General features: G+C 38.6%; 26 protein-coding genes. 22 read left to right on the forward strand and 4 right to left on the reverse strand.

All coding sequences use genetic code 11. The features are described 5' to 3' along the window. Window positions 1-13: 13 nt before the first annotated feature. The 16 genes from ACFS5O_RS10550 to ACFS5O_RS10625 all read left to right on the forward strand — a co-directional run bounded on the left by ACFS5O_RS10550 (window position 14) and on the right by ACFS5O_RS10625 (window position 16273). A complete protein-coding gene (locus tag ACFS5O_RS10550; protein ID WP_205726889.1) occupies window positions 14-412 on the forward strand; it encodes a cytidine deaminase in 399 nt (132 codons plus the stop codon). After that, the gene (gene era, locus ACFS5O_RS10555) at window positions 405-1313 is read left to right on the forward strand and encodes a GTPase Era (protein WP_205726888.1); all 909 of its coding nucleotides are present in this window, start codon (window positions 405-407) and stop codon (window positions 1311-1313) included. Before ACFS5O_RS10550 ends, era begins: the two co-directional genes overlap by 8 nt. A 63-nt stretch (window positions 1314-1376) precedes the next feature. Further along, complete coding sequence (locus ACFS5O_RS10560) at window positions 1377-1514, forward strand: hypothetical protein (protein WP_205726887.1); 138 nt, start codon at window positions 1377-1379, stop codon at window positions 1512-1514. Between the two features lie 103 nt (window positions 1515-1617). Next, window positions 1618-1761 carry a YqzL family protein gene (locus ACFS5O_RS10565; RefSeq protein WP_197133180.1) on the forward strand — a complete coding sequence of 48 codons (144 nt, stop codon included), beginning with the start codon at window positions 1618-1620 and terminating at the stop codon, window positions 1759-1761. A 48-nt stretch (window positions 1762-1809) separates the two neighbouring features. After that, the gene (gene recO, locus ACFS5O_RS10570; RefSeq protein ID WP_205726886.1) at window positions 1810-2553 is read left to right on the forward strand and encodes a DNA repair protein RecO; all 744 of its coding nucleotides are present in this window, start codon (window positions 1810-1812) and stop codon (window positions 2551-2553) included. A 67-nt stretch (window positions 2554-2620) separates the two neighbouring features. Further along, a complete protein-coding gene (ccpN, locus tag ACFS5O_RS10575; protein WP_231607259.1) occupies window positions 2621-3304 on the forward strand; it encodes a transcriptional regulator CcpN in 684 nt (227 codons plus the stop codon). Window positions 3305-3322: 18 nt separating this feature from the next. Continuing rightward, on the forward strand, window positions 3323-4138 hold the full coding sequence (locus tag ACFS5O_RS10580; RefSeq protein WP_205726885.1) for a pyruvate, water dikinase regulatory protein: 816 nt from the start codon (window positions 3323-3325) through the stop codon (window positions 4136-4138). Between the two features lie 185 nt (window positions 4139-4323). Continuing rightward, window positions 4324-4791, forward strand: coding sequence for a YaiI/YqxD family protein (locus tag ACFS5O_RS10585; RefSeq protein ID WP_205726884.1), 468 nt, complete (start codon window positions 4324-4326; stop codon window positions 4789-4791). A 59-nt stretch (window positions 4792-4850) separates the two neighbouring features. Next, window positions 4851-6659: a DNA primase gene (dnaG, locus tag ACFS5O_RS10590; RefSeq protein WP_205726883.1), complete on the forward strand. Its 1809-nt coding sequence runs from the start codon at window positions 4851-4853 to the stop codon at window positions 6657-6659. A gap of 42 nt (window positions 6660-6701) precedes the next feature. Then, the gene (gene rpoD / locus ACFS5O_RS10595; RefSeq protein WP_066396256.1) at window positions 6702-7832 is read left to right on the forward strand and encodes an RNA polymerase sigma factor RpoD; all 1131 of its coding nucleotides are present in this window, start codon (window positions 6702-6704) and stop codon (window positions 7830-7832) included. Between the two features lie 252 nt (window positions 7833-8084). Further along, window positions 8085-9224, forward strand: a complete 1140-nt coding sequence (locus tag ACFS5O_RS10600; RefSeq protein WP_205726882.1) for an acyl-CoA dehydrogenase family protein — start codon at window positions 8085-8087, stop codon at window positions 9222-9224. A gap of 33 nt (window positions 9225-9257) precedes the next feature. After that, window positions 9258-10871 (forward strand): AMP-binding protein, encoded by a 1614-nt coding sequence (locus tag ACFS5O_RS10605; RefSeq protein ID WP_205726881.1) that lies wholly within the window; start codon window positions 9258-9260, stop codon window positions 10869-10871. Window positions 10872-11110: 239 nt separating this feature from the next. Then, window positions 11111-11455 (forward strand): cytochrome c550, encoded by a 345-nt coding sequence (gene cccA, locus ACFS5O_RS10610; RefSeq protein ID WP_205726880.1) that lies wholly within the window; start codon window positions 11111-11113, stop codon window positions 11453-11455. A gap of 107 nt (window positions 11456-11562) precedes the next feature. After that, window positions 11563-12264: a tRNA (adenine(22)-N(1))-methyltransferase gene (locus ACFS5O_RS10615; protein WP_205726879.1), complete on the forward strand. Its 702-nt coding sequence runs from the start codon at window positions 11563-11565 to the stop codon at window positions 12262-12264. Continuing rightward, window positions 12261-13382: a Nif3-like dinuclear metal center hexameric protein gene (locus ACFS5O_RS10620; protein WP_205726878.1), complete on the forward strand. Its 1122-nt coding sequence runs from the start codon at window positions 12261-12263 to the stop codon at window positions 13380-13382. The genes ACFS5O_RS10615 and ACFS5O_RS10620 overlap by 4 nt, the downstream gene beginning before the upstream one ends. A gap of 464 nt (window positions 13383-13846) precedes the next feature. Beyond that, window positions 13847-16273, forward strand: coding sequence for an ABC transporter permease subunit (locus ACFS5O_RS10625; protein ID WP_205726877.1), 2427 nt, complete (start codon window positions 13847-13849; stop codon window positions 16271-16273). Between the two features lie 66 nt (window positions 16274-16339). On the opposite strand, the gene ACFS5O_RS10630 is transcribed toward ACFS5O_RS10625, so the two are convergent. Beyond that, window positions 16340-17284, reverse strand: a complete 945-nt coding sequence (locus ACFS5O_RS10630) for a 4-hydroxy-3-methylbut-2-enyl diphosphate reductase (RefSeq protein ID WP_205726876.1) — start codon at window positions 17282-17284, stop codon at window positions 16340-16342. Window positions 17285-17402: 118 nt separating this feature from the next. Further along, entirely contained in the window at window positions 17403-18029 is a 627-nt protein-coding gene (gene vrrA, locus ACFS5O_RS10635) for a VrrA/YqfQ family protein (RefSeq protein ID WP_205726875.1), read from the reverse strand. 175 nt (window positions 18030-18204) lie between these two features. Between vrrA and ACFS5O_RS10640 the strand changes: the two genes are divergently transcribed. Further along, window positions 18205-19488, forward strand: a complete 1284-nt coding sequence (locus ACFS5O_RS10640) for a DEAD/DEAH box helicase (protein WP_205726874.1) — start codon at window positions 18205-18207, stop codon at window positions 19486-19488. Window positions 19489-19511: 23 nt separating this feature from the next. Continuing rightward, window positions 19512-20405: a deoxyribonuclease IV gene (locus tag ACFS5O_RS10645; RefSeq protein WP_205726873.1), complete on the forward strand. Its 894-nt coding sequence runs from the start codon at window positions 19512-19514 to the stop codon at window positions 20403-20405. A gap of 57 nt (window positions 20406-20462) precedes the next feature. Here ACFS5O_RS10645 and ACFS5O_RS10650 read toward each other — a convergent pair whose 3' ends face one another. Beyond that, entirely contained in the window at window positions 20463-20723 is a 261-nt protein-coding gene (locus tag ACFS5O_RS10650) for a DUF2624 domain-containing protein (RefSeq protein WP_066396234.1), read from the reverse strand. Window positions 20724-20823: 100 nt separating this feature from the next. After that, on the reverse strand, window positions 20824-22083 hold the full coding sequence (locus ACFS5O_RS10655) for an NCS2 family permease (RefSeq protein WP_205726872.1): 1260 nt from the start codon (window positions 22081-22083) through the stop codon (window positions 20824-20826). Between the two features lie 290 nt (window positions 22084-22373). Here ACFS5O_RS10655 and ACFS5O_RS10660 point away from each other — a divergent pair, with 290 nt between their 5' ends. From ACFS5O_RS10660 to ACFS5O_RS10675, 4 genes are all read left to right on the forward strand, one after another. Continuing rightward, window positions 22374-23123: a metal ABC transporter ATP-binding protein gene (locus tag ACFS5O_RS10660; protein WP_153237814.1), complete on the forward strand. Its 750-nt coding sequence runs from the start codon at window positions 22374-22376 to the stop codon at window positions 23121-23123. After that, window positions 23120-23992 (forward strand): metal ABC transporter permease, encoded by an 873-nt coding sequence (locus ACFS5O_RS10665; protein WP_066396227.1) that lies wholly within the window; start codon window positions 23120-23122, stop codon window positions 23990-23992. The genes ACFS5O_RS10660 and ACFS5O_RS10665 overlap by 4 nt, the downstream gene beginning before the upstream one ends. A gap of 13 nt (window positions 23993-24005) precedes the next feature. Continuing rightward, window positions 24006-24926 (forward strand): metal ABC transporter substrate-binding protein, encoded by a 921-nt coding sequence (locus tag ACFS5O_RS10670; RefSeq protein WP_066396225.1) that lies wholly within the window; start codon window positions 24006-24008, stop codon window positions 24924-24926. Between the two features lie 102 nt (window positions 24927-25028). Further along, window positions 25029-25682, forward strand: a complete 654-nt coding sequence (locus ACFS5O_RS10675) for an HAD family hydrolase (RefSeq protein ID WP_205726871.1) — start codon at window positions 25029-25031, stop codon at window positions 25680-25682. Window positions 25683-25762: the final 80 nt, after the last annotated feature.

The raw sequence follows: 25762 nt of genomic DNA on the forward strand, positions 1-25762 counted from the left end.
AGGTGAAAGAGTAATGAATAAAGAACAATTGATGGAACAAGCGAAACTCGCACGTGAAAAGGCTTACGTACCTTATTCTAAGTTTAAAGTAGGTGCAGCTCTTCTAACGGCTGATGGTAAAGTATATAACGGAGCGAATATTGAGAACGCTGCCTACAGTTTAACGTGTTGTGCAGAACGTACGGCATTATTTAAAGCGTATACAGAAGGTGACACGAAGTTCAGTGCAATCGCTGTTGTAGCAGATACGAAGCGACCTGTACCTCCTTGTGGGGCATGCCGACAAGTTATTTCTGAATTATGTCCGCCAGAAATGCCTGTTTATCTAACGAACCTTAAAGGTGATGTACAGGAGATCTTAGTAAAAGATCTATTGCCTGGAGCATTTTCACCGGAGGATTTAAATGACTAAAGAAGGCTATAAATCAGGTTTTGTAACGATTATCGGCAGACCTAACGTAGGTAAATCCACTCTTTTAAACAAAGTGATCGGACAAAAAATCGCCATAATGAGCGACAAGCCTCAAACAACAAGAAATAAGATACAAGCGGTTTATACGACGGATGAATCCCAAGTTATCTTTATTGATACACCTGGTATTCATAAACCGAAGCATAAGCTAGGCGATTTTATGACGAGAACAGCACAGCAGACGTTAAACGAAGTCGATCTTATCCTATTCGTTATTAATGCAGAAGAAGGATATGGACGTGGTGATCAGTTTATCATCGATAGACTTCAAAACGTGAAAAACCCTGTCTTCTTAGTCATAAATAAAATCGATAAAGTGCATCCTGATCAACTCTTGCCGTTGATCGATATGTATAGAAATAAGATAGACGTTGCTGAAGTTGTACCCATTTCCGCCCTTAACGGAAACAACGTGGACACACTTCTGGAACAGATCGTTTCCTACATGGAAGAAGGGCCACAATTTTACCCTGAAGACCAAGTAACCGATCATCCGGAACGCTTTATTACGGCAGAATTAATCCGTGAGAAAGTTCTACATCTTACTCGCGAAGAAATTCCTCATTCCGTAGCCGTAGTTATTGAAGAGATGAAAGTGCGGGAAGAGAAGAACGTCGTGTTTGTAAACGCAACAATCATCGTAGAACGATCGTCTCAAAAAGGAATCATTATCGGTAAACAAGGAAAGATGTTAAAAGAGATCGGAAAACGAGCAAGAGCAGACATTGAAACTCTCTTAGGCTCGCGTGTCTTTTTAGAATTGTACGTAAAAGTACAAACCGACTGGAGAAACCGCCAAAAGCAGCTAACTGAGTTCGGTTTTAACGAGGATGAGTATTAAGAGAAAATTTACTTTAAAAGTATTTTGTATTTCATCATTGAAAAGTTGATTGGAGTGCAAGATGTGAGACTCCTGTGGGACGAGCGGGCAGGTGAGACCCTTAATGGCGCAAAGCGGCAAGGGGCTCACCGCTCGCCCCACGGAAAGCGAGCACGTGGAACGGAGATCAACCACTTACAAGAAGGACCTAACATACTTTAATAGCTAAAGTAAAAAACTGTTAAAATTTCCTTGACATGAAATAAACAATTAAGGTGAACCTAGTTATTACAGGAGAGAAACAAATAGAAAGGTGTGTCCAAACATGAAAGAATTTACTTGGAAAGTATTCTGTGAGACGGGCAGTATTGATACCTATTTGTTATACAAAGAGCTAGACCTTGAAATAACAGCACTATCAGCAGTTATTCCTTATGAAGAGTCTCTTGAGGAACCTCCATTTCATTAATTAAGTAACTACGGTGCCTTCTTAGATTTGAGAGGGTGGTGATTTACCTTGCTTTATAAAGTGGAAGGAATTGTTATTAAAACCGTTCCGTATGGTGAATCCAATACGATCATCACTTTGTATACAAAAGAATTTGGGAAAGTCGGCGTAATGGCAAGAGGAGCCAAAAAGCCCAAAAGCCGCTTTACTTCCATTACGCAACTTTTTACATACGGAATTTTTGTTTTTCAAAAAGGCAGAGGGCTTGGAACTTTACAGCAGGGAGAGGCGCTTTCTTCTTTTAGAAAAATAAGAGAAGACCTTGTTAAAACAGCGTATGCAGCTTATCTAGCAGAACTTTTAGATAGAAATACATCTGAAGATGATCTGAAACCAGACCTTTTCGGATGGATCAAACAATCCTTAGAATATATCAATCATGGGATAGATCCCGAGGTTATCACCTTTTTGTTTGAAATGAAAATAATGAAAACGTCCGGAATCGTACCTGAACTGAGTAAATGTGTTTCATGTCACTCTACAGAAGGCGATTTTTCTTTCTCTATCAGAGAAGGAGGCTTTCTTTGTGAGCGGTGTTCATACAAAGATCCATACAGAATGCGGATTTCACAGGGAGCAGTAAAACTTCTTCATATGTTCTATCACCTCGATCTTGCCAGGCTCGGAAACGTTTCATTAAAAAAAGAAACGAAGAGAGAGCTCAGAATGTTGTTTGATGCATACATGGACGAATATTCAGGTGTATTTTTAAAATCAAAAAAGTTTTTAAAACAATTAGATGATTTATCGTAAAAAACTGTGAAGCTTTCATCCTTTACAGTTTTTTTAGTTCGCTTTCTCTGATAAATAGGTTATAATAATGAGAATAAGTATAACACATTGGATGCGGCAAAAGGTGGTGTACACGATCGAACTTAACAAGAGGCAGCAAAAAATCATTGAAATTGTTAAAGATAACGGGCCGATTACAGGAGAACAAATTGCAGACCAACTAGACCTCACAAGAGCAACACTAAGACCCGATCTTGCCATTCTAACGATGGCAGGGTATTTAGATGCACGGCCAAGAGTCGGTTATTTTTATACCGGGAAAACCGGTTCTCAGCTCTTAACGGAAAAAATAAAAAAAATTAAAGTTGCTGAATTTACGTCGATGCCTGTCGTCGTTCAAGATTCAGCGACGGTCTATGAAGCGATTTGTACGATGTTCTTGGAGGATGTTGGCACTTTATTTATCATTAATAAGAACGGACATCTTGCTGGTGTGGCTTCACGAAAAGATTTATTAAGAGCAAGTATGGGGAAACAAGAGATTAACAGTATCCCGATAAACATTATTATGACAAGAATGCCTAATATCACATATTGTTTTAAAGAGGATTATCTTTTAGATATCGCACACATCTTGATCAGAAAACAAATTGATTGTCTTCCAGTCGTTAAACGCTCGGACGATGAGAGTGGATTTGATGTAGTTGGAAGGATTACAAAGACGAATATTACAAAAGCATTTGTAGAATTAGCACATGACGAATTACTATAATTGAATGGGGAGGCCAACATGACAGGACGTCCTATCGTATATGTCGTTTCGGATTCAGTCGGAGAAACGGCAGAGTTGGTTGTTAAAGCGGCGGCGAGCCAATTTAATTCAAATGGAATAGAGATTAAGAGAGTTCCCTATGTGGAAGATAAAGAGACAATTGATGAAGTCATCTCTCTAGCGAAGGATCACAACGGAATTATTGCATATACACTTGTCGTGCCTGAAATAAGTGAGTACGTTACGAAGCAGGCTGCGTTGCACAACATTCCTACAGTAGACATCATGGGACCTATTATGAATCAGCTGCAATCGAGGCTGAATCAAGTTCCAAGATATGAACCAGGAGTCGTGCATAAACTCGATGATGATTACTTTCGAAAAGTAGAAGCCATTGAGTTTGCTGTTAAATATGACGATGGCAGAGATCCTAGAGGCATATTAAAAGCAGATGTTGTTTTAATCGGTGTTTCAAGAACTTCAAAAACACCACTTTCACAATACTTAGCACATAAACGGTTAAAGGTTGCGAATGTACCCATTGTTCCAGAAGTAGAACCGCCGGAAGAATTATTTAAAGTTTCACCAAACAAATGCTTCGGCCTTAAGATAACTCCTGAGAAATTAAACGATATTCGAAGAGAACGTTTAAAAGCGCTTGGCTTGAACTCAGAAGCAAACTATGCAAACATGGAGAGAATCAAGCACGAGCTAGTCTACTTTAACAAGATTGTTGATCAGATTGGATGCAGAGTTGTAGAGGTCTCTAATAAGGCTGTCGAAGAATCTGCTAATGTGATCTATAACTTGTTCCAAGGAAAGTCATATAAATAAAGCGCAAATGATTGCGCTTTTTTATTTTCATCTTTTTACTGGTAAAAAGAGAAGAGTTTTATTATAATATTACATTGTGATTAAATTTTATTAGTTTGTCCAAAATAGTGATAAATTGAGTATACTTATTCAAGGTAAATACTCTCATATGAAGGAGAATCACTGTCAAAGTAGAACATAAGAATATGGAAAAATTAATTGGTAATGTATTTGTAGATGCAGATGCTTGTCCTGTTGTGATAAAGGAAGAAATATTCAAGTTCTCCAAAATGTTTGATTTCGAACCCATATTCGTTACATCTTACGCTCATGCTAGTAACACAGACCAGCCTGGTCGTTGGATATTGGTCGATGCGAGTCCGGAAGAAGTTGATCTTTACATACATAATCATTCTAGAAGAAATGATCTTGTTGTAACTCAAGATCATGCCCTCGCAAGCCTTCTTCTTTCAAAAGGGGTTTACGTTATTACCCCAAGAGGGAAACAATTCCAAGAGAATGAAATGGAACAAGTTCTCCATGAACGATATATGTCTGCAAAAGCTAGACGCTCTGGGAAGCATTCAAAAGGACCTGCTAAATTTAAAAAAGAGGACACAGAAAGATTCTGCACAGTTTTTTGCGAAATCCTGTCGAATGTTGAAGGAAAATAGAATTGTGCCACGAATATATATCTAGTGTCTAATAGAAACAGAGATTCTGTGGTGGTTATATGGAACGAATACCTGAGGATTTAATAGAAAAGGTCAGGTCATCAAGTGAAATTGTTGACGTGATTAGCGATTATGTTCCTCTAAAGAAACAAGGCAGAAATTATTTTGGTCTATGTCCTTTTCATGGGGAAAAGTCACCATCCTTTTCTGTCTCACCTGAAAAACAGATTTACCATTGTTTCGGTTGTGGAGCAGGAGGCAATGTTTTTTCTTTTTTGATGAACATTGAAGGGTACTCTTTTATTGAAGCTGTAACGCAGCTTGGAAAAAAAAGTGACATAGAACTTCCTCAAATTCATCAACAAAACTTCTCAGAGAAAAGCTCTGACGAGAAAAAAGCGATGACTGAGATTCATGAGTTGTTGGCTAAATTGTATCATCACTGCTTACTTCACACAAAACAAGGTAGACCGGCTTTAGAATATTTGGAGAAGAGAGGATTCACAAGGGAATCCATCGAGCGATTCCAAATTGGTTTTGCGCCTGATTCATGGGAGACAGCATCTCAATTTCTTCAAAAGCGAGGAATGGATCTACACATCGCTGAAAAGGTTGGATTGATCGGCAAGAGACAGTCTGATGGGAAACCATATGATCGATTTAGAAATAGAGTCATGTTTCCCATTTGGGATCGTACAGGTGCAGTGGTCGCTTTTGGTGGCCGGGTTTTAGACGGCAAGGACGAGCCGAAGTACCTTAACAGTCCAGAGTCAAAGATCTTCCAAAAGGGAAGAACGCTTTATGGTTTAAACCTTGCACGTGCAGAGATGAGGCAGAAACAACATGCTGTTATCTTTGAAGGGTATGTAGATACCATTGCAGCCTATCGAGCAGGAGTTACAAATGGTGTTGCTTCATTAGGTACTTCGTTAACGGAAGATCATGCAGCCATTTTGAAACGAAATGTTCAATCTGTCACAATCTGCTATGACTCTGACCGAGCAGGTGTTGAAGCTGCGTTTCGAGCTTCAGAAATTTTAACAAAACAAGGTTGTACCGTGAAAATTTCACAGATGCCTGACGGAATGGACCCCGATGACTATATTTCGCAATTTGGAAGCGATTCGTTTTTAAAAGATATAATAGGGGCTAGCCTAACTGTGATGGCATTTAAAATACAATATTACAGACGCGGTAAAAACCTTCGAGATGAAGGAGAACGGATGATCTATATCGAAGAGATTATCCAAGAAATTGCGCGTCTGCCAAAAGCGGTTGAACGAGATCATTATCTCCGCCAAATCGCTTCTGAATTTAATCTGTCATTAGATGCTCTTAAACAACAGCAAACACAGACTTACAAGCAACTGCAAAGGTCTAAGGATAACGGCCCAAAAAAGCGGGATAATAATTTTAGAATACAAACACTTTTGCAAAAGTCATTGTTGCCGAGAAATCTGAATGCTGAGCGTATTGTTCTTGCTCATATGTTAAAAAGTGAGGAAGCCGCTTTTCTCATTCAAGAAAAGTTGGAATCAGGCTTTAATGTTGAAGAACATAATGCGATTGCTGCATACTTATATGCCTTTTATGAAGAAGGAAATAAACCCAATGTAGGGTTGTTCATGCAGCGTATCGATGATGACAAATTAAGAAAGTTAGCTTCAGAATTAGCGATGCTTACAATCAGTGAAGAGCTGAATGAAATAGAGCTCGCGGATTATATTCGTATTATTTCTAGCTATCCTTTATTGCGGGAGATACAAGAAAAAGAAAAGCAGCAAGAAGACGCAATAAGAAGGAATGAAATAAAACTGGCAGCCCAAATTGCCCAAGAAATTATGAGAATGAAAAGATCTCTTAAATAATCGGGATGTAGGATGGTTGAAGTTTTGGAAGGAGGGGATCGAATGGCTGAGAAACCAAACCGTCAAGGAACGGAAGGCGAATTAACCATCGATCAAGTTAAAGAACAATTAGTTGAGGCCGGTAAAAAGCGAGGACGGCTAACATATACTGAGATCACAAGTAAGCTAGCACCTTTTGAACAAGATTCTGATCAAATGGACGAGTTCTATTCATACCTTGAAGAGCAAGGTGTTGAAGTTGCTGAAGCGTCTGAAGATGCAGAAGACGAAGAAGATCCTAAGTTCGAAATGGAAAAAGAGGAAGAAGAGTTTGATCTTAATGACTTAAGCGTACCACCAGGAGTTAAGATAAACGATCCAGTTCGTATGTACTTAAAAGAGATCGGACGTGTAGACTTACTTTCGGCAGATGAAGAGATCGAACTAGCAAAACGAATTGAGAACGGTGATGAAGAAGCGAAACGCCGTCTCGCAGAAGCTAACTTACGACTCGTTGTAAGTATCGCTAAACGTTATGTAGGTCGTGGAATGCTGTTCCTTGATCTTATCCAAGAAGGTAACATGGGATTGATCAAAGCTGTTGAAAAGTTCGACTATGACAAAGGATTTAAATTTAGTACGTATGCAACATGGTGGATTCGTCAGGCGATCACGCGTGCGATTGCTGACCAAGCTCGTACGATTCGTATCCCGGTGCATATGGTTGAGACGATTAATAAACTGATTCGTGTTCAACGTCAGCTACTTCAAGATCTTGGGCGTGAACCGTCCCCTGAAGAAATTGGTGCTGAGATGGAACTAACACCTGAGAAGGTTCGTGAGATTTTGAAGATCGCACAGGAACCAGTTTCATTAGAAACGCCAATTGGTGAAGAAGACGATTCCCATTTAGGTGATTTTATTGAAGATCAAGATGCATTAGCTCCATCAGAAGCTGCGGCCTATGAGCTATTGAAAGAACAGCTTGAAGATGTTCTAGATACGCTGACAGATCGTGAAGAAAACGTTCTACGTCTCCGTTTCGGACTTGATGATGGACGTACTCGTACCCTTGAAGAAGTTGGTAAAGTGTTCGGCGTAACGCGCGAACGTATTCGTCAGATTGAAGCGAAAGCACTCCGTAAACTCCGCCATCCAAGCAGAAGTAAACGATTAAAAGACTTTTTAGAATAGAAAGTTTGCCCGATTCTGGGCAAGCTTTTTTTATTTCTTTTATTTTACTTATTATTCCACCTCAATGCAAACTCCTCAAAAACTCATTTTGCCATTGCTTTTTCTACGAAATTCTTTTTGTTGCTTGCTTATTCTTCTATATATTAAATTAAAAATTCTTTAAATCTTGTAAAAATTCAGCCTTTATATCTATAATAAATATGTAAGCGCATACAAAAAAGGCGTAAAATTATTAAAGGGTGGGATGCAACCATGAATTTTACATTAACAGAAGAGCAGTTGATGATTCAAAAAATGATGAGAGAATTTGCAGATGAAGTGGTAGCACCGGGAGCTGAAGCAAGAGATAAAAATAAAGAATTCCCGGTAGAAATTTTTCAAAAGCTTTCTAAATTAGGAATGATGGGTCTGCCTTTTCCAGAAGAATACGGTGGAGGTGGGGCTGATACGGTTAGTTTTGCCATTGCTGTAGAAGAACTGAGCCGCGCTTGTGGATCTACTGGAATTACATATTCTGCACATGTATCTTTAGGTGGAGCTCCCTTGAATCTATTTGGTACGCACGAACAAAAAGAAAAATATTTAACACCAATCTGTACAGGTGATTCTCTCGGGGCATTCGGATTAACAGAACCAAATGCTGGATCTGATGCAGGTGGTACGGAAACAACTGCGAAAACGGATAACGGGGAATGGGTGATTAACGGCTCAAAATGTTATATCACGAATGCGAGCTATGCCAAGCACTTAGCATTAACCGCGATTACTAATAGAAGTGGTAACGATAAAGAAATCTCAGCGATCATCGTACCGACCGATGCTAAAGGATTCCGTGTTATCGATAACTACGAGAAGATGGGTCTTCATTCTTCTAATACCACTGAACTTTTTATGGAAGACGTTAGAGTGCCAGAAGAAAATCTTTTAGGTAAGCGCGGAGACGGCTTTAAACAGTTCTTGGTGACTTTGGATGGAGGAAGAATAGGTATTGGTGCGATGGCAGTAGGAATTGCCCAGGCGGCCTATGAGAAAGCTCTAACCTATGCGAAAGAGCGGAAACAATTCGGAAGATCCATTTCTAAATTCCAAGCGATTCAATTTAAGCTTGCTGATATGGCGATGAAGATCGAATTGGCGAGATTAATGGTTTATAAAGCGGCATGGCTAAAAGATCAAGGTAAGAAATTCTCAAAAGAAGCTTCGATGGCAAAATTATATGCTTCTGAAGCATGTATGCAGATTTGTTCTGAATCCGTTCAAATTCATGGTGGTAACGGCTATATGAGAGATTATCATGTGGAACGCTATTTTAGAGACGCAAAACTTCTCGAGATCGGAGAAGGTACATCAGAGATCCAGCGTATCGTAATTGCAAGAGAGATCGGCTGCTAACAATCGTTAAAAGACCAAGTGATGGGGTGGATTATGGCTGAACTAATGAAAGTAACTGTAGGGGATTGTTTAAGGAAGCAAGCGTTGAAACTTAAGGATCAAGAAGCTATGGTTTACAGCAAACTAGGAATTCGCTACACCTATCAAGAATTTTATGAGTTAACGACTAAAGTTGCCAAGGGTCTGATGGCAATGGGAATTGAAAAAGGGGATCATATAGCTGTTTGGGCTACAAATGTACCCGAATGGCTGCTTCTTCAATTCGGATCAGCCAGAGCTGGTGCTGTTTTAGTCACGGTCAATACGAATTATCAATCGTCAGAATTAGATTATTTATTGAAGCAGTCTGATGCAAAAGCGTTGTTCTTTATTGAACAATTTCGTACTACTTCTTACAAAGATATGGTAGATTCCGTTAAAGATCGATTAGCGGAATTTCCTGTGTTGAAACATTTTATTCAACTGGATGCTGAATCTTCATCTTATGAGACTTTCTCAGATATGTTGGAAGCTGGGAATGTCGTATCTGATGAAGATCTTCAAAGAAGAGAATCATCTCTTCATTGTGATGATGTAATCAACATGCAGTACACGTCTGGAACGACAGGGTTTCCAAAAGGGGTCATGTTGACGCATTACAATATTGTAAATAACGCGAGACAAATAGCGGATAGCATGAATTTAAGCAGTGCAGACCGATTGTGCATTCCTGTTCCTTTCTTTCACTGTTTCGGCTGTGTGTTAGGAACCCTTGCTGCCGTTTCAGTAGGAGCTACGATGGTACCTATTGTCCAATTCGATCCTCAGGAAGTATTAGAGACCGTTCAAAATGAAAAGTGTACAGGGTTACATGGAGTTCCGACCATGTTCATCGCGGAATTGAATCTTCCCGATTTTGATTCATATAATCTAGGAACACTTCGTACAGGGATCATGGCAGGGTCACCTTGTCCGATAGAAGTAATGAAAAAAGTGATTGAAAAGATGGGAATGTCAGAGATTACGATCGCTTATGGACAGACAGAATCTTCTCCTGTTATCACTCAGACAAGAACAGATGATCCGATCGAACGCAGAGTTGAAACGGTTGGGAAAAAGCATTCTCAAGTAGAAGCAAAAGTAGTCGATCCGATAACAAATAAAGAAGTGGGTCCTGATGAACAAGGAGAACTTTGTACACGAGGGTACCATGTCATGAAGGGTTATTACAAGATGCCTGAAGCGACATCAGAAGCGATCGATGTGGATGGATGGCTCCATACGGGCGACCTTGCCACTGTTGATCGTGAAGGCTATTTTAAAATCACAGGGCGCTTAAAAGATATGATCATACGTGGTGGTGAGAACGTATATCCGAGAGAAGTAGAAGAATTTCTTTACTCTCATCCATCTATCCTTGATGTACAAGTGATCGGTGTGCCCGATAAGAAATTTGGAGAAAAAGTAGCAGCATGCATTCAGTTAAAAGAAGGTCAAACACTTTCTGAAAATGAACTGAAGGCATATTGCAAAGGGAAAATCTCGCAATTTAAGATTCCAGAATACTATCTTTTTCTAGACCAATATCCGATGACGGCCTCTGGTAAAGTACAAAAATTTAAGCTTCGAGAACAAGCGATTGAGACACTTTCAGTTATACACGAATAGCCACCAGTAGTGTGGCTTTTTTGTTTTTTTGTATTTCCTCTCAGGAACAAATGACTGAATCTACATAAGTTAGGTAAAAAAGTTTAAAAAGTTAATGCTGTGACAAAACTGGGAAAAATAGAGTTTGTACTTCCCAAGTAAACGCTTTTACAGTACAATAGGTTATGGATTGTTTACTATACATATTAAGTTTATCAAGATCACAACACATGTAGTGTACAGACGAAGGAGGAATTCGCATGAAACGTAATCCACTCATTCCTTTTGCCATTATTGGAGTTATTGGAATTGTTCTTATGCTTACAATGGGCGGATATGGTATCAACAAAATTCATACGGCTAGTGAAAATAAAGAAAAGGCTGCTATGGATCCGGAAGCTATTTTTAAACAAAACTGTTCTTCTTGTCATGGACAAAATCTTGAAGGTGGAACAGGACCAGCACTTGATAAGATTGGTGGCAAGTATAAGCCTGAAGAAATTGCTGATATTATCAAAAACGGTAAACCAGGTGGAATGCCAGCTGGTGTAGTAAAAGGTGAAGAAGCTAAAATACTAGTTGATTGGTTAGCAGAAAAAAAATAAAATAGAAGAGCTTCTTGTTATTTTGACAAGAGGCTTTTTTCTTTGCAAAAAAATAAAGTATCTAACGAATACTAAGAGTGAAACAAACTAATGAAACGGTGATAAACATGAATTCTGAAAAATTATCAATGCGCTTGGAAAGAGTGGCTTCCTATGTACCAAACGATACGATCTTGGCAGATATTGGATCTGACCATGCTTATTTGCCTTGCTTTTTGGGGCTAAGAAAAGTGATTAAAAAAGGCATTGCGGGAGAAATTACGGATGGTCCTTACCTATCGGCTAAAGAACAGGTAGAATTAGACGGATTAAACGACATGATTGAAGTAAGAAAAGGTGATGGTCTGTCAGTATTGCATTCGAATGAAGCAGAAGTGGTAACCATATGTGGGATGGGAGGTTCTCTCATTACTTCCATTCTTGAAAAAGGAAAAGAAAAGTTAGGGAGTGCTGAGCGACTCATTCTTCAGCCGAATATCGGAGCGCGTAACGTTAGAAACTGGTTGTTAAAAGAAGATTGGGTGTTGGTAGAAGAAGAGATCATACAAGAAGATGGAAAGATTTATGAAATTCTTGTTGCTGATCGAACAGGGAATCAACCTTACACTAAAAATAAGGAAGCTGAGATTTTATTCGGTCCTTTTTTATTAAAAAAACAGAACGAAGCGTTTAAAGAAAAATGGGTTCGGGAAGCCAAACAATGGAAAACAATTTTGAGTCAGATGGAAAACAGTCAAGGTTTAGCTGCAGAACAGAAACGAAAAGAATTAGAAAGAAACCTTAGGTTACTAGAGGAGTGGATCATTTGAGTAAAGCAGCAAGCGGACAATATATCATTTCTCTTTTGGAAAGTTTTGCTCCAAAAAAGCTGGCAATGGAAGGTGATCCTATTGGATTACAGGTCGGTACACTAAATAAGCCTGTAAAAAAGGTGATGATTGCCCTTGATGTATTAGAACGAGTTGTAGATGAAGCAGTAGAAGGGAATGTAGATCTGATCATTGCACATCATCCATTGATCTATCGTCCTTTAAAAAGAATTGACACAAGCACTTCAAAAGGAAGAGTGATTGAAAAGCTGGTTAAACATGATATCGCAGTTTATGCCGCTCATACCAATCTCGACGTAGCTGCATCAGGTGTAAATGATTGGCTTGCTGATCAGCTTCAGCTACAGGACAGTGAAGTACTCTCACCGACTTATGAAGATAAACTTGTCAAGCTTTCTGTGTTTGTACCACGTACCCATCAAGAGCAAGTAAAACAGGCAATCGGAAATGCTGGAGCGGGTCATGTCGGGAATTATAGTCATTGTACATTTACAAGTGAGGGAACGGGAACTTTTATCCCATTAGAAGGTACGACGCCTTTTATAGGAACAGAAGGACAGTTAGAAAAGGTTGAAGAAGTGAGAATTGAATCCATTATGCCCCAATCTCTTCAACAAACGGTTGTAGCTGCGATGAAAAAAGCACATCCGTACGAAGAGGTAGCCTATGATCTTTATCCTCTATTGAATAATGGAAACGAACTTGGAATTGGGAAGATCGGAAAGTTGTCTAAAGAGATGAGTATCGAAGAGTTTGTTACTCATGTAAAAAAAGTATTTGATATAGAAGGTCTCCGGGTTATTAAAGGAAAAAAGACGACCATAAAAAAAGTAGCAGTTGTTGGAGGAGACGGTAACAAATACATCTTTCCCTCTCTTCGAAAGGGTGCTGACGTGTTAGTTACGGGAGATATCTATTACCATAACGCACACGATGCACAAGAAGATGGCCTTACAATCGTTGATGCAGGCCATCATATCGAGCAGATCATGAAACGAGAACTCAAAAAAAGAATGGCTCATGAACTCAAGACCAAAAATTACGATACTCTTGTAGTTGAATCTCAATTAGCGACTGACCCATTTACCTATATGTAATAAATTAAGGTTGTTTTCGCAAACTTTGTTGCTTTTGAAAGTGAATGATTTCTGTTCCAGGTTGCTCGCTTTCCGTGGGCAGGCGGTGAGCCACATTTGAACGTTTTACGTTTAAATATCTCACCTGCCCGCCTGTCCCACAGGAGTCTCACACCTTGCACTCCAATCATCGAGCATAGGAGACAGTACGCAATAGTAACAATCTTTTAGAAAGAGCTTAAAATAAAAACATAACAAGTAAAGCTGTTTTTTAGCAGCTTTACTTTTTTTATGCTCTTTTCTAGAAGCTGTTTTCGCGAACTTCTTTGCTTTTAAAAGGAAATGATTTTCGTTCGAGGTTGCTTGCTCTCAAACGAAAATACATAAAATTTATTACTAGGCAAGGTCAATGCATTATGTAATAATTGTAATAAAATGTAATATATTTACAACAAAATAAATCATGACGTAAGAAAGGGGAAATTATGTTACGTTCATTTTTTGTGAAGGGTATTCTTTCACTGGTGGGCATTATCCTCATAAGTGCTGTACCATTTGCATTTATTGGAGCTTCATTCCAACTATCAAAATACATAGAAGGATTAACAACCATTTTCAACGATCTATTACATCCTATGAACATGACGTATATTGTTGAAACGACTGAACGTATGGTTTTTCCTTACGTTTGGGATCCGTATTTATATTCGATGGCTCTCCTGTTTTCAGCCTTTTTTATCGCATTATTTATTTCCGTTGTGCTTAGTTTCATCGTTTCCTTGCTTCCAGAGCTTCTATACAAAACAATAAAGTCCGTGTTGTTTGTAATTGAATCAATCCCGGATGTGATGGTTGGAGTAGCCATTCAGTTTTTAGTGATTTGGTATTTTAAACAAACCCATACTTTGCTCTTTCCTGTCGCTTCCTCATCGCTAGAGCAGCCTTACTTCATTCCCATTTTGTGCTTAACGATATTACCTTTGGTTGTTATGTTCCGAACGATTCTCTTTCATATTGAACAAGAATGGGAAGAAAACTATATCCTGACCGTGAAAGGGAAAGGATTGACTAGAGTTCATATTCTCTTTTATCATATTCTGCCTAGGGCGTTTAAGAGTCTATTCTTTCAATCAAAAGTCATTATTTGGTTTATGGTATCCAACCTTTTAGTCGTAGAATTATTGTTTAACATTTTTGGGATTACTAATTTTATTTTCACTTATGGGACTCCTGTTTTATTTTCATTGTTCTGTATTCTAATCTTTGTTCCTCTATTCATTTTTATTTGTATAGGTGAATGGCTATCCCGAAAAATAGAGACAGAGAAACAAGAATTCTCTTTAGATTCTCTTCTTATGAGCATGAAAAAGTGGCTCTATGTGTGTAAAAAAGCGGCATTCTCGGTAAGAAAGTTTACAAAGCCAATGAAAGAACCATTATTTGCGATTGGATTTTGCTTTTTGATCTCTTTGCTTTTCTTAAGCTTTTATCATCATTTTCAATTTGATGGGCTCATACCACAAACGGAAGTAATTTATGATGAAGATGGAAAAACGCCTATTGATAAAGCATCATTTGATCCTTCATCTCGTTTTTGGTTTGGGACCGATCAATTTGGATTTGATACGTTCTACCGAATCATTGCTGGAGCAAAATATACACTTGGCCTTGCTTTATTCATAAGTTTGTTGAGGCTGATCCTTTCGTATATAGGAGGTTTTCTTCTTTATCTAGCACCGAACCGGATTCGAAATGGATTTGTTGGACTCTCTGAAGCTCTTCAATATGTTCCAGTCGCGTTGCTCTGTTTTTTTATTCTTTATCCGATATCCGTATCAAGCTCGTTAACTTTTTGGGAAAAAGGCATTTATCAAATCATCATCATGACAATTTTAGCTGTTCCGGTTACGTCCGTCATGTTTTCTTCTGAGATAAAAGAAATCAATAAACAGGAATTCATTACAGGTGCAAGAGTTTTGGGAGGAAATCGATTTCATGTGTTTTATAGACATATTCGACCACACCTTACACCAAAACTTACCTACATCTTTATCTCGCAACTGATGTTTGTGTTAATTCTCTTTTCGCATTTAGGCATGTTGAGGATGTTTTTTGGAGGAACCGTTTTACGAGAATATACAATAGGTATTGGAGATTTCATACCTACCTCCGTTTCAAACGAATGGTCAGGCATGATCGGTGCCTATTACAATCAAATTTTAATTCGACCATATTTGATACTCATTCCAGTTCTATTCTTCTGTTTATGTTTAATCGCGGCTCAATTTATGCTGAAGGGTTTGAAAACTTCAACAAGTTTAAACATCATGACTAACAAGTATGAAAAAACAAAAATAGGTACTTCTTTAGTGGTTATCATCCTATTTCTGATTCTGAACATAACAGTGATCAACAAATTTCATAAAGAGTTTGCGCCAGAGAGTATCGCAGTGGACAATCAAGTGATAAATGATGCGGAAAAGGAAACAGAAGCAGAAGCAGAAAAAATAGAGAAGAAATATGTAGTTTTGAATGCAGAGCTGGTATCGAGTTTTGAACGAGGAGCAGTAGGCCCTTTACCATTCATAATCGGGGAGAAGGTGGACGAAAGGAAAACAGGCAAACCTTTATCCACAAAAACCTACGAAGATGGTGTTACCATCCACACTTATCAATATGAAGGAATAGATGTAAGAGTAGGCATCTCTCAAGATAACGTGGTAGATTCAATCAGCATAGAGTTGTCTACAAATCGAGATAACATTATGAAGAACATGAACCAACAACCCGTTGATAAAAGCAGCGACCGCCAGTTTTTAACCTTCCATAGCGGAAAATATCAAATTACATTTTCCCGTCAAGGAGACGATCTATGGTGGGCTACTCTTCAAATAAAGCAAGAAGCAGTGTGACAAAAAATACGAAAACGCCTAAAAGAAAGAGCACTCTGGCTGAAGAGTGCTCTGTTTCATTTGAATTTATTTTTTCTCTTTTACTTTTGGAAGAATACGATTTAATGTGACTTTACGTTCTTTTTTCCATGTTTCTTCATTTTGTTCATCGTAATTTTTGAGAAAATCGATTACTTCTTTTGTGATAGGAGTTGGGGTAGAAGCACCAGAAGTAATTCCAACCTTTTTAACCCCTTCTAACCATGCAAGATCGATTTCTGAAACGTCAGAAATTCGGTAAGCTGTCGTACCAGCAATTTCTTCTGAAACTTGCGCCAAGCGATTTGAGTTATTGCTTCTAGGATCGCCTACTACAAGTACTAGATCACAATCGCCGGCTTGATTTGCTACAGCTTCTTGTCTCACTTGAGTAGCTAAACAAATTTCTTTATGAACCTCTGCAGAAGGGTATCTCATGAGTAAAAGCTTAATAAGTTCAGCTACATCCCATTGACTCATCGTTGTTTGATTTGTAATCAGGATCTTTTTACTTTGAACATCTAGCGACTCCAAATCATCTGTGTTTTCTACAAGATGTACGATATGAGGGGCGATCCCAATCGCGCCTTCTGGCTCAGGATGTCCTTTTTTCCCAATATAAATGATCTCATAGCCTTCTTTTTCTTTTTCACGAATAAGATCGTGTGTTTTTGTTACATCAGGACATGTAGCATCAATCTCATATAAGCCTTTTTCATGAGCAATGCGTCTCACTTCTGGTGAAACACCATGAGCCGTATAGATAACTGTGCCTGATTCAATGTTTTTAATAATATCAAGTCTGTTCGCACCGTCGAGGGTAATGATCCCTTCATCTTCGAATGCATCTGTCACATGTTTATTGTGAACAATCATGCCAAGTATATAGATGGGTCTTGGTAATGTCGGATCATTAGCGGCTTGGCGAGCCATGACCATTGCGTCCACTACGCCATAACAATATCCTCGTGGAGATATTTTAACGATTTCCATATTGGATCTCTCCTTTATTTCATATAAAAGACAGCACAGAGATCTATGCTGTCTTGGGAGATTTACTTCTGTATGTGTTTATTATAAAGGAGAGACCATAAGAACTCAAACACTATACTCATACATATAGTTTAGGCCCCGATAGGTGGTAGCCTTTAGGTACGTTTGTTTTAGGTGTTGACGGTACAGCTTTTGTTGCGTTTGGCGTTTTTTTGATCAATGGTATCGCCTCGGGCTCTGTGGCTGTTGTTGTAGATTTTGGTCCAGCCACAACCACCTTTTCTTCTGCTTCTTTTTTCTTTTTTTCTTTCTTTTCATTTTTCTTTACAACGGTTTTTTTAGCATCATCATTTTCATTCGTTTCAGTGGCTTGATCTGTGTTTTCCGGTTTTTCGGAGGTATCTGCCTCAGAATCTTTCTCTGCCTTTGAGCTCGAACCGCTTTGGAAATCTTTAAGAGCTGTCATGATGGAAGGCAGATTTCTCATTGCGGGACCATATTGTTTGATCATAGGTCCCATCGTCTCAGCGACTTTTAAGACCTTTTGTACGTTGTTCAACATCGTAAACACACTTGTTCCACCTGTTATACTTCCACCGCTGCCAATCGTCCCCAAGAATCTGTCAACAGAACCCATCTGACGCGGCATACCATTCATCCCATTCATATTTTGAAGATAAGGATTTACTTGAAAGGGTTGCATAGGATGCTGAGGTTGATTTGGATATCTATAAAAAGGCTGCATAATTCCCCCTCCTTTCCAAAATAATACGCTCATATATAGAATATGAAATTAGAAAAACATGTGTGATATTTATCCCTGTTTTCTTATTAATCTTCAGGATGGTTGGCTTAAATGCAAAACTTACTCTATAATACTAAAAGTGAAGAATTTATATTTGAAAAGAAAAGGTGAGCGTATGAAATCTCCGTTCGAACGGTTAAAAATAAACGAATCGCTCCAGACCGCTTTAAGTGGTATTGGATTTGAAAGACCAACTGATATTCAAGAGCGTGTTATTCCTGGAATTATTAACGGACAAGACATGATCGGACAATCGCAAACAGGTTCAGGAAAGACATTTGCGTTCCTGTTGCCACTAATGCATAGAATAGATATCACAAAAGACGAGGTTCAAGCTGTGATCACAGCTCCTACTCGTGAATTAGCACAGCAGATCTACAATGAGTTTTTAAAGATTTCTGAGCATATGCCAGAAGATAAGCAAATCCGTGCAAAATCAATCGTTGGTGGAACGGATAGAAAGCGTATGGCAGAAAAACTAAAAACAGTCCCTCAATTAGTGATCGGGACACCAGGTCGTATTAAAGATTTGGTAAATGCTCAAGAGCTAGTTGTCTTTACAGCGAACATGCTCGTAGTAGATGAAGCTGACCAGATGCTCGATATGGGCTTTATCGAAGATGTAGATCTAATCGCTTCTCGTATGGCGAACGAACTTCAGATGATGGTGTTCTCTGCGACAGTTCCAGAAAAGCTGCAGCCGTTCTTGAAAAAATATATGCAGAATCCTAAACACGTTCACGTTGAACCTCAGCATATTACTGCAAAAGATATCAAGCATGTTCTCATACAAACAAAACACAATGACAAACTTCCTACGCTGATCAAAACAGCAAGAAACTATAATCCATATTTTGCGATTATATTTGCTAATACAAAAAAAGCAGTCGATGAGATCGCAGATGCTATGAGTGCGGAAGGGATGAGTGTTGAACGTCTTCATGGTGACATTCCACCACGTACAAGAAAGAACATCATGAAACGCGTTCAAAAAGCTGAGTTTCAGTTCCTTGTAGCAACTGACCTGGCAGCTCGTGGAATTGACATCAAAGGTGTCAGCCACATCATCAACTATGAGTTTCCAAAGGACCTCGATTTTTATGTGCATAGAGCAGGCAGAACAGGTCGTGCAGGAATGTCAGGAATCTGTGCATCTCTTTACGAGCAGACAGATCAGCATTCTGTTCAAAAGTTAAAAGAGAAAAAAATCATTTTCCACATCGAACAATATAAGAACGGTGAATGGGTACCTGTAAAACCGAGCAAGAAAAGTACGGGTGCAAAAGAGCAAGATGGCGTTTATGTACCAAAACCGCGCAAAGTAAAGCCTGGTTATAAGAAAAAGATGGACGAACAGAAAAAGAAACTAATGAAGAAGAAAAGAAGAAACATCCGATAGTAGGTTAGGGAAGAGGGGAAAATATGATTAAACTAGGATCTCACGTTTCAATGAGCGGTAAAAAAATGCTTCTCGCTGCGAGTGAAGAAGCTGTTTCATATGGTGCCAACACTTTTATGATCTATACAGGTGCACCCCAAAACACGAGACGAAAAAAAATTGAAGACCTTAATATCGAAGCAGGAACGAAACACATGATCGAGAATGGTATCGTTGATATCGTTGTTCATGCACCGTATATCATCAACATCGGAAATGCTGTGAAACCTGAAACATTCGAGCTGGGAGTCGATTTCTTAAGAAGAGAGATCGAACGAACGGACGCACTAGGAGCAAAACAGATCGTCCTTCATCCGGGGGCACATGTTGGTGAAGGTTCTGAGATTGGAATCAAGAAAATTATCGAAGGACTTAACGAAGTTTTAACAAAAGAGCAGAATGTTCAAATCGCACTAGAGACAATGGCAGGTAAAGGATCTGAATGTGGTAAAACATTCGAAGAACTTGCTCAGATCATTGATGGTGTAACGTTAAACGAAAAACTTTCTGTTTGTTTTGATACATGTCATACACACGATGCTGGTTATGATATCGTTAATGATTTTGATGGAGTAATGAACCAGTTTGATAAGTTGATCGGAATCGATCGTATTAAAGTTTTCCACATCAATGACAGCAAAAATGTAACGGGTGCTGCCAAAGATAGACACGAAAACATCGGCTTTGGACATATCGGCTTTGATGCCTTAAATTACATCGTTCATCACGAACAATTTAAGGATATCCCTAAAATTCTTGAAACACCTTATGTAGGTACAGATAAAAATAACAAAAGACCTCCATATCAATTAGAGATCGAAATGATCAAATCTAAAACGTTCGATCCAGAACTTCAGAACAAGTTATTACAAGCATAACTTCTTCACTAAAAGAAGTTAAAATGAAAAAGCCACACATCTGTGCGGCTTTTTGTTTTACCGATCAATATACGTTTGAATTAAGTATTGGATATAGTTCGCTTTTTCAGGGCTAACTTCTTTTGCGATGGTAGCAATGATCATCTTACGCTGTGATAGATTTTTGATATCAATCGTCTGCCTTCGCAATATGTTTACGATCTGTACGGCTTCTTTTTGTGAAATGGGAAGCTGATATTGCGCGGCAAGTGAGATCAGCTCGTTCGGACTGATCGAATTAAGTTTCTGATTTACAAAATGAACAATGATTGGATTCATTTAGAAATCCCTCCCGACTTTCTCATTGTATGAGGAAGAAGTGAAGAAAGTGCTAAAAAAAGACTTTGGAATATTGTCCAAAGTCTTTTTGTTTATATTTTTATACAATTGTATGAAGAATAAAATTCATAAAGAATAAAAAGGCGATTACATACATGGGTGCTGTCACCTGTTTCTTCTGACCTGACATCCATTTAACAAGTGGATATGCGATAAATCCAAATGCAAGTCCATCCACGATGCTGTATGTTAAAGGTATTAACGCAATGATAAGAAATGCTGGAAACATCTCTGTAAAATCAGCAAAAGGAATATGCTGAATCTGCTGAACCATCAGCCCGCCAATGATAATTAAGATAGGAGCAATAGCCCCATCAGGAATATAGGCAATGAAAGGTGCTGCAAACATGGATAAGAAGAACAACACAGCAACTGTTATACTTGTGATTCCTGTTCTGCCGCCTTCTTGAATACCAGACGCACTCTCTACGGTTGAGATCGTTGGACTTGTTCCAAATAATCCGGAAACGATAGATGAAGCTGCGTTTGCTTGAAAAGCTTTTGGAAACTTCTCTTGATCAGGCAATAGACCGTATAACAATCCCATGTTCTCGAATGTGATAATCATAGTTAATGAGAACGTTGCAATCCAGAAGGAAAGCTCTGTTATTCCTGAAAAATCAAAGGCAAAAAACAATTCTCCAAACGGCTTAAAAGAGAAACCATCAGACATGCCTTTCACTTCTTGAGTATGACCCATAAAAAACCCGATAAGAGTTGTTAGAGCAATCCCGATTAAGAAACTACCTTTTACGTTCTTTAAAAACAGAGCCAGTGTTACCGAAAGGCCGATTACCGTCAGGATAGCGTCGGGACGATCTAAATGTCCTAACTTTACAAAAGTCGCAGAGCTCGCTTCTATGATTCCGCCCTTTTGTAACCCAATAAACGTTAAGAACAAGCCAATACCTACTGTAATGCTATGTTTCAATGATTGAGGAATACTTTTGGAAAGTATATCCTTTAAAGGTGTCGAAGCTGCGATTAAAAAGAATATCCCAGACATCACGACAGCTGCAAGAGCTTCTTGCCAGCTTAAATTCATACCTTGCACGATGGTGTAAGTAAAGAACGCGTTTACCCCCATGCCCGGCGTTAATACGATCGGAGCCTTTGCATACAGCCCCATGATCAGACAACCAACTACAGAAGTAAGGATCGTAGCGAGAACTACCCCCTCATAGGGCATCCCAGCATCTGCTAATATTAGCGGATTAACGACAATAATATAAGCGATGGTGAAAAATGAGGTGATCCCTGCAAGTACTTCTTTCTTTAGTGAAACTTGATTTTGTTCCATTTTTTCCTTCCTTAAATCTTAAAAACATCCCTCTCCCACCCAGCAGTTTCCTGCCAGAGTTGATTATATAGCAAATGTAGAAATATGGCTAGAGAAAATCGTTTACAATCTTGTGTCCACACTATATAATTTGACTTAAGTAAAAAAGTTGCCTAAAGGAAACATTTTCTTCTTTAAAATTATTCACTTTCCTTCTATTCTTTTCATACAATTGTGAAGGGATTATTTTTTTAATTAAAAGTTGCGCTTGAGCAAAAAAAGTTACTGAACGAAAAAGGAGGTCTTTTTCAATGGATGAAGCATTAAAGATCGATCACTTATATGTATCTTACTTAGGAAATCAAGTAGTAAAAGATATTTCATTCTCAGTGGATAAAAGTAGTTTAGTTGGAATCATCGGACCGAACGGTGCAGGTAAATCAACTATGATGAAAGCCGCTTTACACTTAATACCGAAAGACAAAGGTGAGGTTCAAATATTCGGAGAGTCGCTCAAAAAATGGAGAAAAAAAATCGCTTATGTTCCACAGCGTTCAGATATCGACTGGGATTTTCCAATCACAGTATTTGACGTAGTTCTTCTTGGAACGTATCCGAAACTAGGATTGTTTAAACGTCCTACTAAAAGTGATAGAGAATGGGCTTATGAATGTTTGAAAACAGTAGGTATGGAAACATTCAGTAACCGACAGATCGGCGAACTCTCAGGTGGACAGCAGCAAAGGGTATTCCTTGCTCGAGCACTGGCTCAAAAAGCAGAGTTATTCTTTCTCGATGAACCTTTTGTAGGAATTGATGTGGCAAGTGAAGAAACGATTATTCATATTTTGCGAGAATTAAAAAAAGAAGGAAAAACCATTCTGGTCGTACACCATGATCTAAGCAAAGCAGAATCTTACTTCGATCATTTGCTGCTACTAAATAAAAATATGATTCATTATGGTGCTTCTGAAGAAGTTCTTCAGCCTGAGGTGATCACAAAAGCTTACGCTAATCAGTTTTCATTTCTTCAGCCTAAAGGAGTGAACGTAACATCATGAGTATCTTTGAATTTTTTCAAGCGTTGTTTCAATACGAATTCTTACAAAAAGCACTTTTTACTTCTGTAATAGTAGGAATCATTTGTGGAATCGTAGGGTGTTTCATCATCTTAAGAGGAATGGCCTTAATGGGAGATGCGATCTCTCATGCCGTGTTGCCTGGTGTTGCGATCAGCTACATGCTAGGAATTAATTTTTTCTTTGGAGCTGTGATAACAGGAGTCCTTACTGCGATTGGGATCGGATATGTAAGTCAGAACAGCAGGATCAAACATGATATGGCCATAGGTATCATGTTTACGAGTATGTTTGCTGTAGGAATCGTGATCATAACGATGATGAAAAGTTCTGCCGATCTGTATCACATTCTCTTTGGTAATGTTCTTGCGGTACGGATGAGTGATATGTGGATCACACTTGGAATTGGTGTATTAGTGATAGGGCTGGTTGTTTTGTTCTATAAAGAACTTCTCGTTTCAACATTTGATCCAACCATGGCACAAAGCTATGGATTGCCAAACAAATGGATTCATTATTGTTTGATGGCCGTATTAACGATGGTCACGGTTGCATCTCTGCAGACGGTAGGAATCGTTTTAGTAGTTGCGATGCTGATCACACCGGCAGCAACTGCGTATCTCCTAACGAACCGATTGTCGGTCATGATCTATTTGTCTGCAACAATCGGAGTAATATCATCTGTCTTTGGGTTGTATTTTAGCTTTACGTATAACTTGGCATCAGGTGCAACGATCGTATTAGTTTCAGCATTTCTGTTTGCACTCGCATTCTTCTTTTCCCCATCACAAGGAATCGTTTGGAAAGCGTACAAATCTAGAAAAAACAGACTGGAACTTTTAGAGAAATAGGGAGGATAGACGTATGTTTAAAAGAATAGCAAAGCTCGTTTTAACAGGGGCATTATTAGCCGCTGCAGCTGGATGCAGTGCTGGTGAAAAAGATTCAGAAAAGGTTCAAGTGGTAGCTACTTATTCTATTATCTATGACTTAGTTAAGAATGTTGGAGGAGACAAGGTCGAAGTTCATAGCTTAGCACCGATCGGGTCGAATCCACATGAGTATGATCCACTTCCTGAAGATGTACTGAAAACAACGGATGCTGATGCCATTTTCTATAATGGCTTAAATCTTGAAGAAGGAAATTCGTGGTTTAATAAATTGCTGAAGACGGCTGATAAAGATGGAAAAGATGCACCGGTTTACCGTGTAAGTGAAGGTGTGGAGGCGATCCACCTCGAATCGAAAGGTCTCGAAAAACAATATGACCCCCATGCATGGCTGAATATTGAGAATGGAATCAAGTATGTTGAGAACATTCGTGATGCACTCATGAAAGAGGATCCTGAAAACAAAGACTACTATAAAAAGAATGCTGAAAAATATATGGGTGAATTAAAGACACTTCATGATAAGACGATTGCAGAGTTGAATAACATTCCAAAAGAGAAACGAGTTTTAATTACGAGTGAAGGAGCATTTAAATATTTTGGAGAAGCCTATAACATAGATACAGCATATGTGTGGGAGATTAATTCTGAAAATCAAGGTTCTCCTCAACAAGTCAAAAACTTAGTTGATTATATTAAGAAGACAAATGTTCCTGGTCTTTTTGTAGAAACGAGTGTTGATCCAAGAAGTATGGAAACAGTGTCAAAAGAGACAGGTGTTCCGATAAAAGGAAAGGTCTTTACGGATTCTTTAGGAAAGCCTGGTAAGGATGGAGACACATACAAGAAAATGATGGAATGGAACACAGAAACCATTATAGAGGGATTAAAATAAGAGGAAAAAAAGAAGCTGATAAACGTCGCAGCTTCTTTTTGTTTTTAATCGTGCATGCATTATAATACATAGAGTGAAGTTTGCGGTAAAGGTGGAAAAGGTATGAGTATTAAAGCAGTTTGTTTTGATATGGATGGTGTGATTGTTGATACGATGCGTCACCATGTTGAGGCTTGGCGTCATGCATTTGGTGAAAAAGGATATGACCATGAAGAGCTCATCTTCTACTTAAGAGAAGGGATGCCTGGTAAAAAAACGATTAAAGATGTTTTTAACCATTCTAATGTCGTTGTTAACGAAGAGCTGATTGAAAGTATATATGTACAAAAAAGAAATTATTTTAAGAAACACGCCCAATATGATTTTATAGAAGAAACGGTATCTACACTAAAGGCCTTGAGTGAAGAGGACATTCCTATTGCAGTCGTTACAGGAAGTAGAAGAGAATTTGTTTCTGAAGTTTTAAGTAAACTGCCTGTTACCTTTGATATAATTGTTACTGGAGATGATGTCAAAGAAGGGAAGCCATCGCCTGAACCTTACCTAATAGCAATGGATGGACATCCGTTTCAGCCATCAGAGTGGCTAGTTGTTGAAAACGCTCCACTTGGTATACAATCTGCTAAACGAGCAGGAGCTTTTTGCTTAGCTGTTGAAACGACTCTGGACAAAGAATATTTGAGAGAAGCAGATAAGATCATCAGCCCAAAAGACCTGCAATATCATGTAAAGAGTCTTGTAAAAGGAATGACTTAAATTAATTGAAACATGCTCATAGAGCATGTTGTTTTACTTTGTTCATAATTCGTGTATACTATGAGACAGTTTAAATCGTA

Origin of the sequence: Fictibacillus nanhaiensis, from assembly GCF_042686385.1 — a bacterium.
GTDB classification, from domain to species: domain Bacteria; phylum Bacillota; class Bacilli; order Bacillales; family Fictibacillaceae; genus Fictibacillus; species Fictibacillus nanhaiensis.

Excerpts from the sequence above, each read along its gene's own strand:
- ACFS5O_RS10605 (WP_205726881.1), top strand. The coding sequence starts at position 9,258 with ATGGCTGAACTAATGAAAGTAACTGTAGGGGATTGTTTAAGGAAGCAA.
- ACFS5O_RS10660 (WP_153237814.1), top strand. The coding sequence starts at position 22,374 with ATGGATGAAGCATTAAAGATCGATCACTTATATGTATCTTACTTAGGA.
- ACFS5O_RS10645 (WP_205726873.1), top strand. The coding sequence starts at position 19,512 with ATGATTAAACTAGGATCTCACGTTTCAATGAGCGGTAAAAAAATGCTT.
- ACFS5O_RS10600 (WP_205726882.1), top strand. The coding sequence starts at position 8,085 with ATGAATTTTACATTAACAGAAGAGCAGTTGATGATTCAAAAAATGATG.
- era (WP_205726888.1), top strand. The coding sequence starts at position 405 with ATGACTAAAGAAGGCTATAAATCAGGTTTTGTAACGATTATCGGCAGA.
- ACFS5O_RS10585 (WP_205726884.1), top strand. The coding sequence starts at position 4,324 with ATGGAAAAATTAATTGGTAATGTATTTGTAGATGCAGATGCTTGTCCT.
- ACFS5O_RS10640 (WP_205726874.1), top strand. The coding sequence starts at position 18,205 with ATGAAATCTCCGTTCGAACGGTTAAAAATAAACGAATCGCTCCAGACC.
- cccA (WP_205726880.1), top strand. The coding sequence starts at position 11,111 with ATGAAACGTAATCCACTCATTCCTTTTGCCATTATTGGAGTTATTGGA.
- rpoD (WP_066396256.1), top strand. The coding sequence starts at position 6,702 with ATGGCTGAGAAACCAAACCGTCAAGGAACGGAAGGCGAATTAACCATC.
- ACFS5O_RS10615 (WP_205726879.1), top strand. The coding sequence starts at position 11,563 with ATGAATTCTGAAAAATTATCAATGCGCTTGGAAAGAGTGGCTTCCTAT.
- ACFS5O_RS10565 (WP_197133180.1), top strand. The coding sequence starts at position 1,618 with ATGAAAGAATTTACTTGGAAAGTATTCTGTGAGACGGGCAGTATTGAT.
- ACFS5O_RS10675 (WP_205726871.1), top strand. The coding sequence starts at position 25,029 with ATGAGTATTAAAGCAGTTTGTTTTGATATGGATGGTGTGATTGTTGAT.
- ACFS5O_RS10630 (WP_205726876.1), bottom strand. The coding sequence starts at position 17,284 with ATGGAAATCGTTAAAATATCTCCACGAGGATATTGTTATGGCGTAGTG.
- dnaG (WP_205726883.1), top strand. The coding sequence starts at position 4,851 with ATGGAACGAATACCTGAGGATTTAATAGAAAAGGTCAGGTCATCAAGT.
- ACFS5O_RS10650 (WP_066396234.1), bottom strand. The coding sequence starts at position 20,723 with ATGAATCCAATCATTGTTCATTTTGTAAATCAGAAACTTAATTCGATC.
- ACFS5O_RS10625 (WP_205726877.1), top strand. The coding sequence starts at position 13,847 with ATGTTACGTTCATTTTTTGTGAAGGGTATTCTTTCACTGGTGGGCATT.
- ACFS5O_RS10665 (WP_066396227.1), top strand. The coding sequence starts at position 23,120 with ATGAGTATCTTTGAATTTTTTCAAGCGTTGTTTCAATACGAATTCTTA.
- ccpN (WP_231607259.1), top strand. The coding sequence starts at position 2,621 with ATGAGAATAAGTATAACACATTGGATGCGGCAAAAGGTGGTGTACACG.
- ACFS5O_RS10550 (WP_205726889.1), top strand. The coding sequence starts at position 14 with ATGAATAAAGAACAATTGATGGAACAAGCGAAACTCGCACGTGAAAAG.
- ACFS5O_RS10580 (WP_205726885.1), top strand. The coding sequence starts at position 3,323 with ATGACAGGACGTCCTATCGTATATGTCGTTTCGGATTCAGTCGGAGAA.
- ACFS5O_RS10655 (WP_205726872.1), bottom strand. The coding sequence starts at position 22,083 with ATGGAACAAAATCAAGTTTCACTAAAGAAAGAAGTACTTGCAGGGATC.
- vrrA (WP_205726875.1), bottom strand. The coding sequence starts at position 18,029 with ATGCAGCCTTTTTATAGATATCCAAATCAACCTCAGCATCCTATGCAA.
- ACFS5O_RS10670 (WP_066396225.1), top strand. The coding sequence starts at position 24,006 with ATGTTTAAAAGAATAGCAAAGCTCGTTTTAACAGGGGCATTATTAGCC.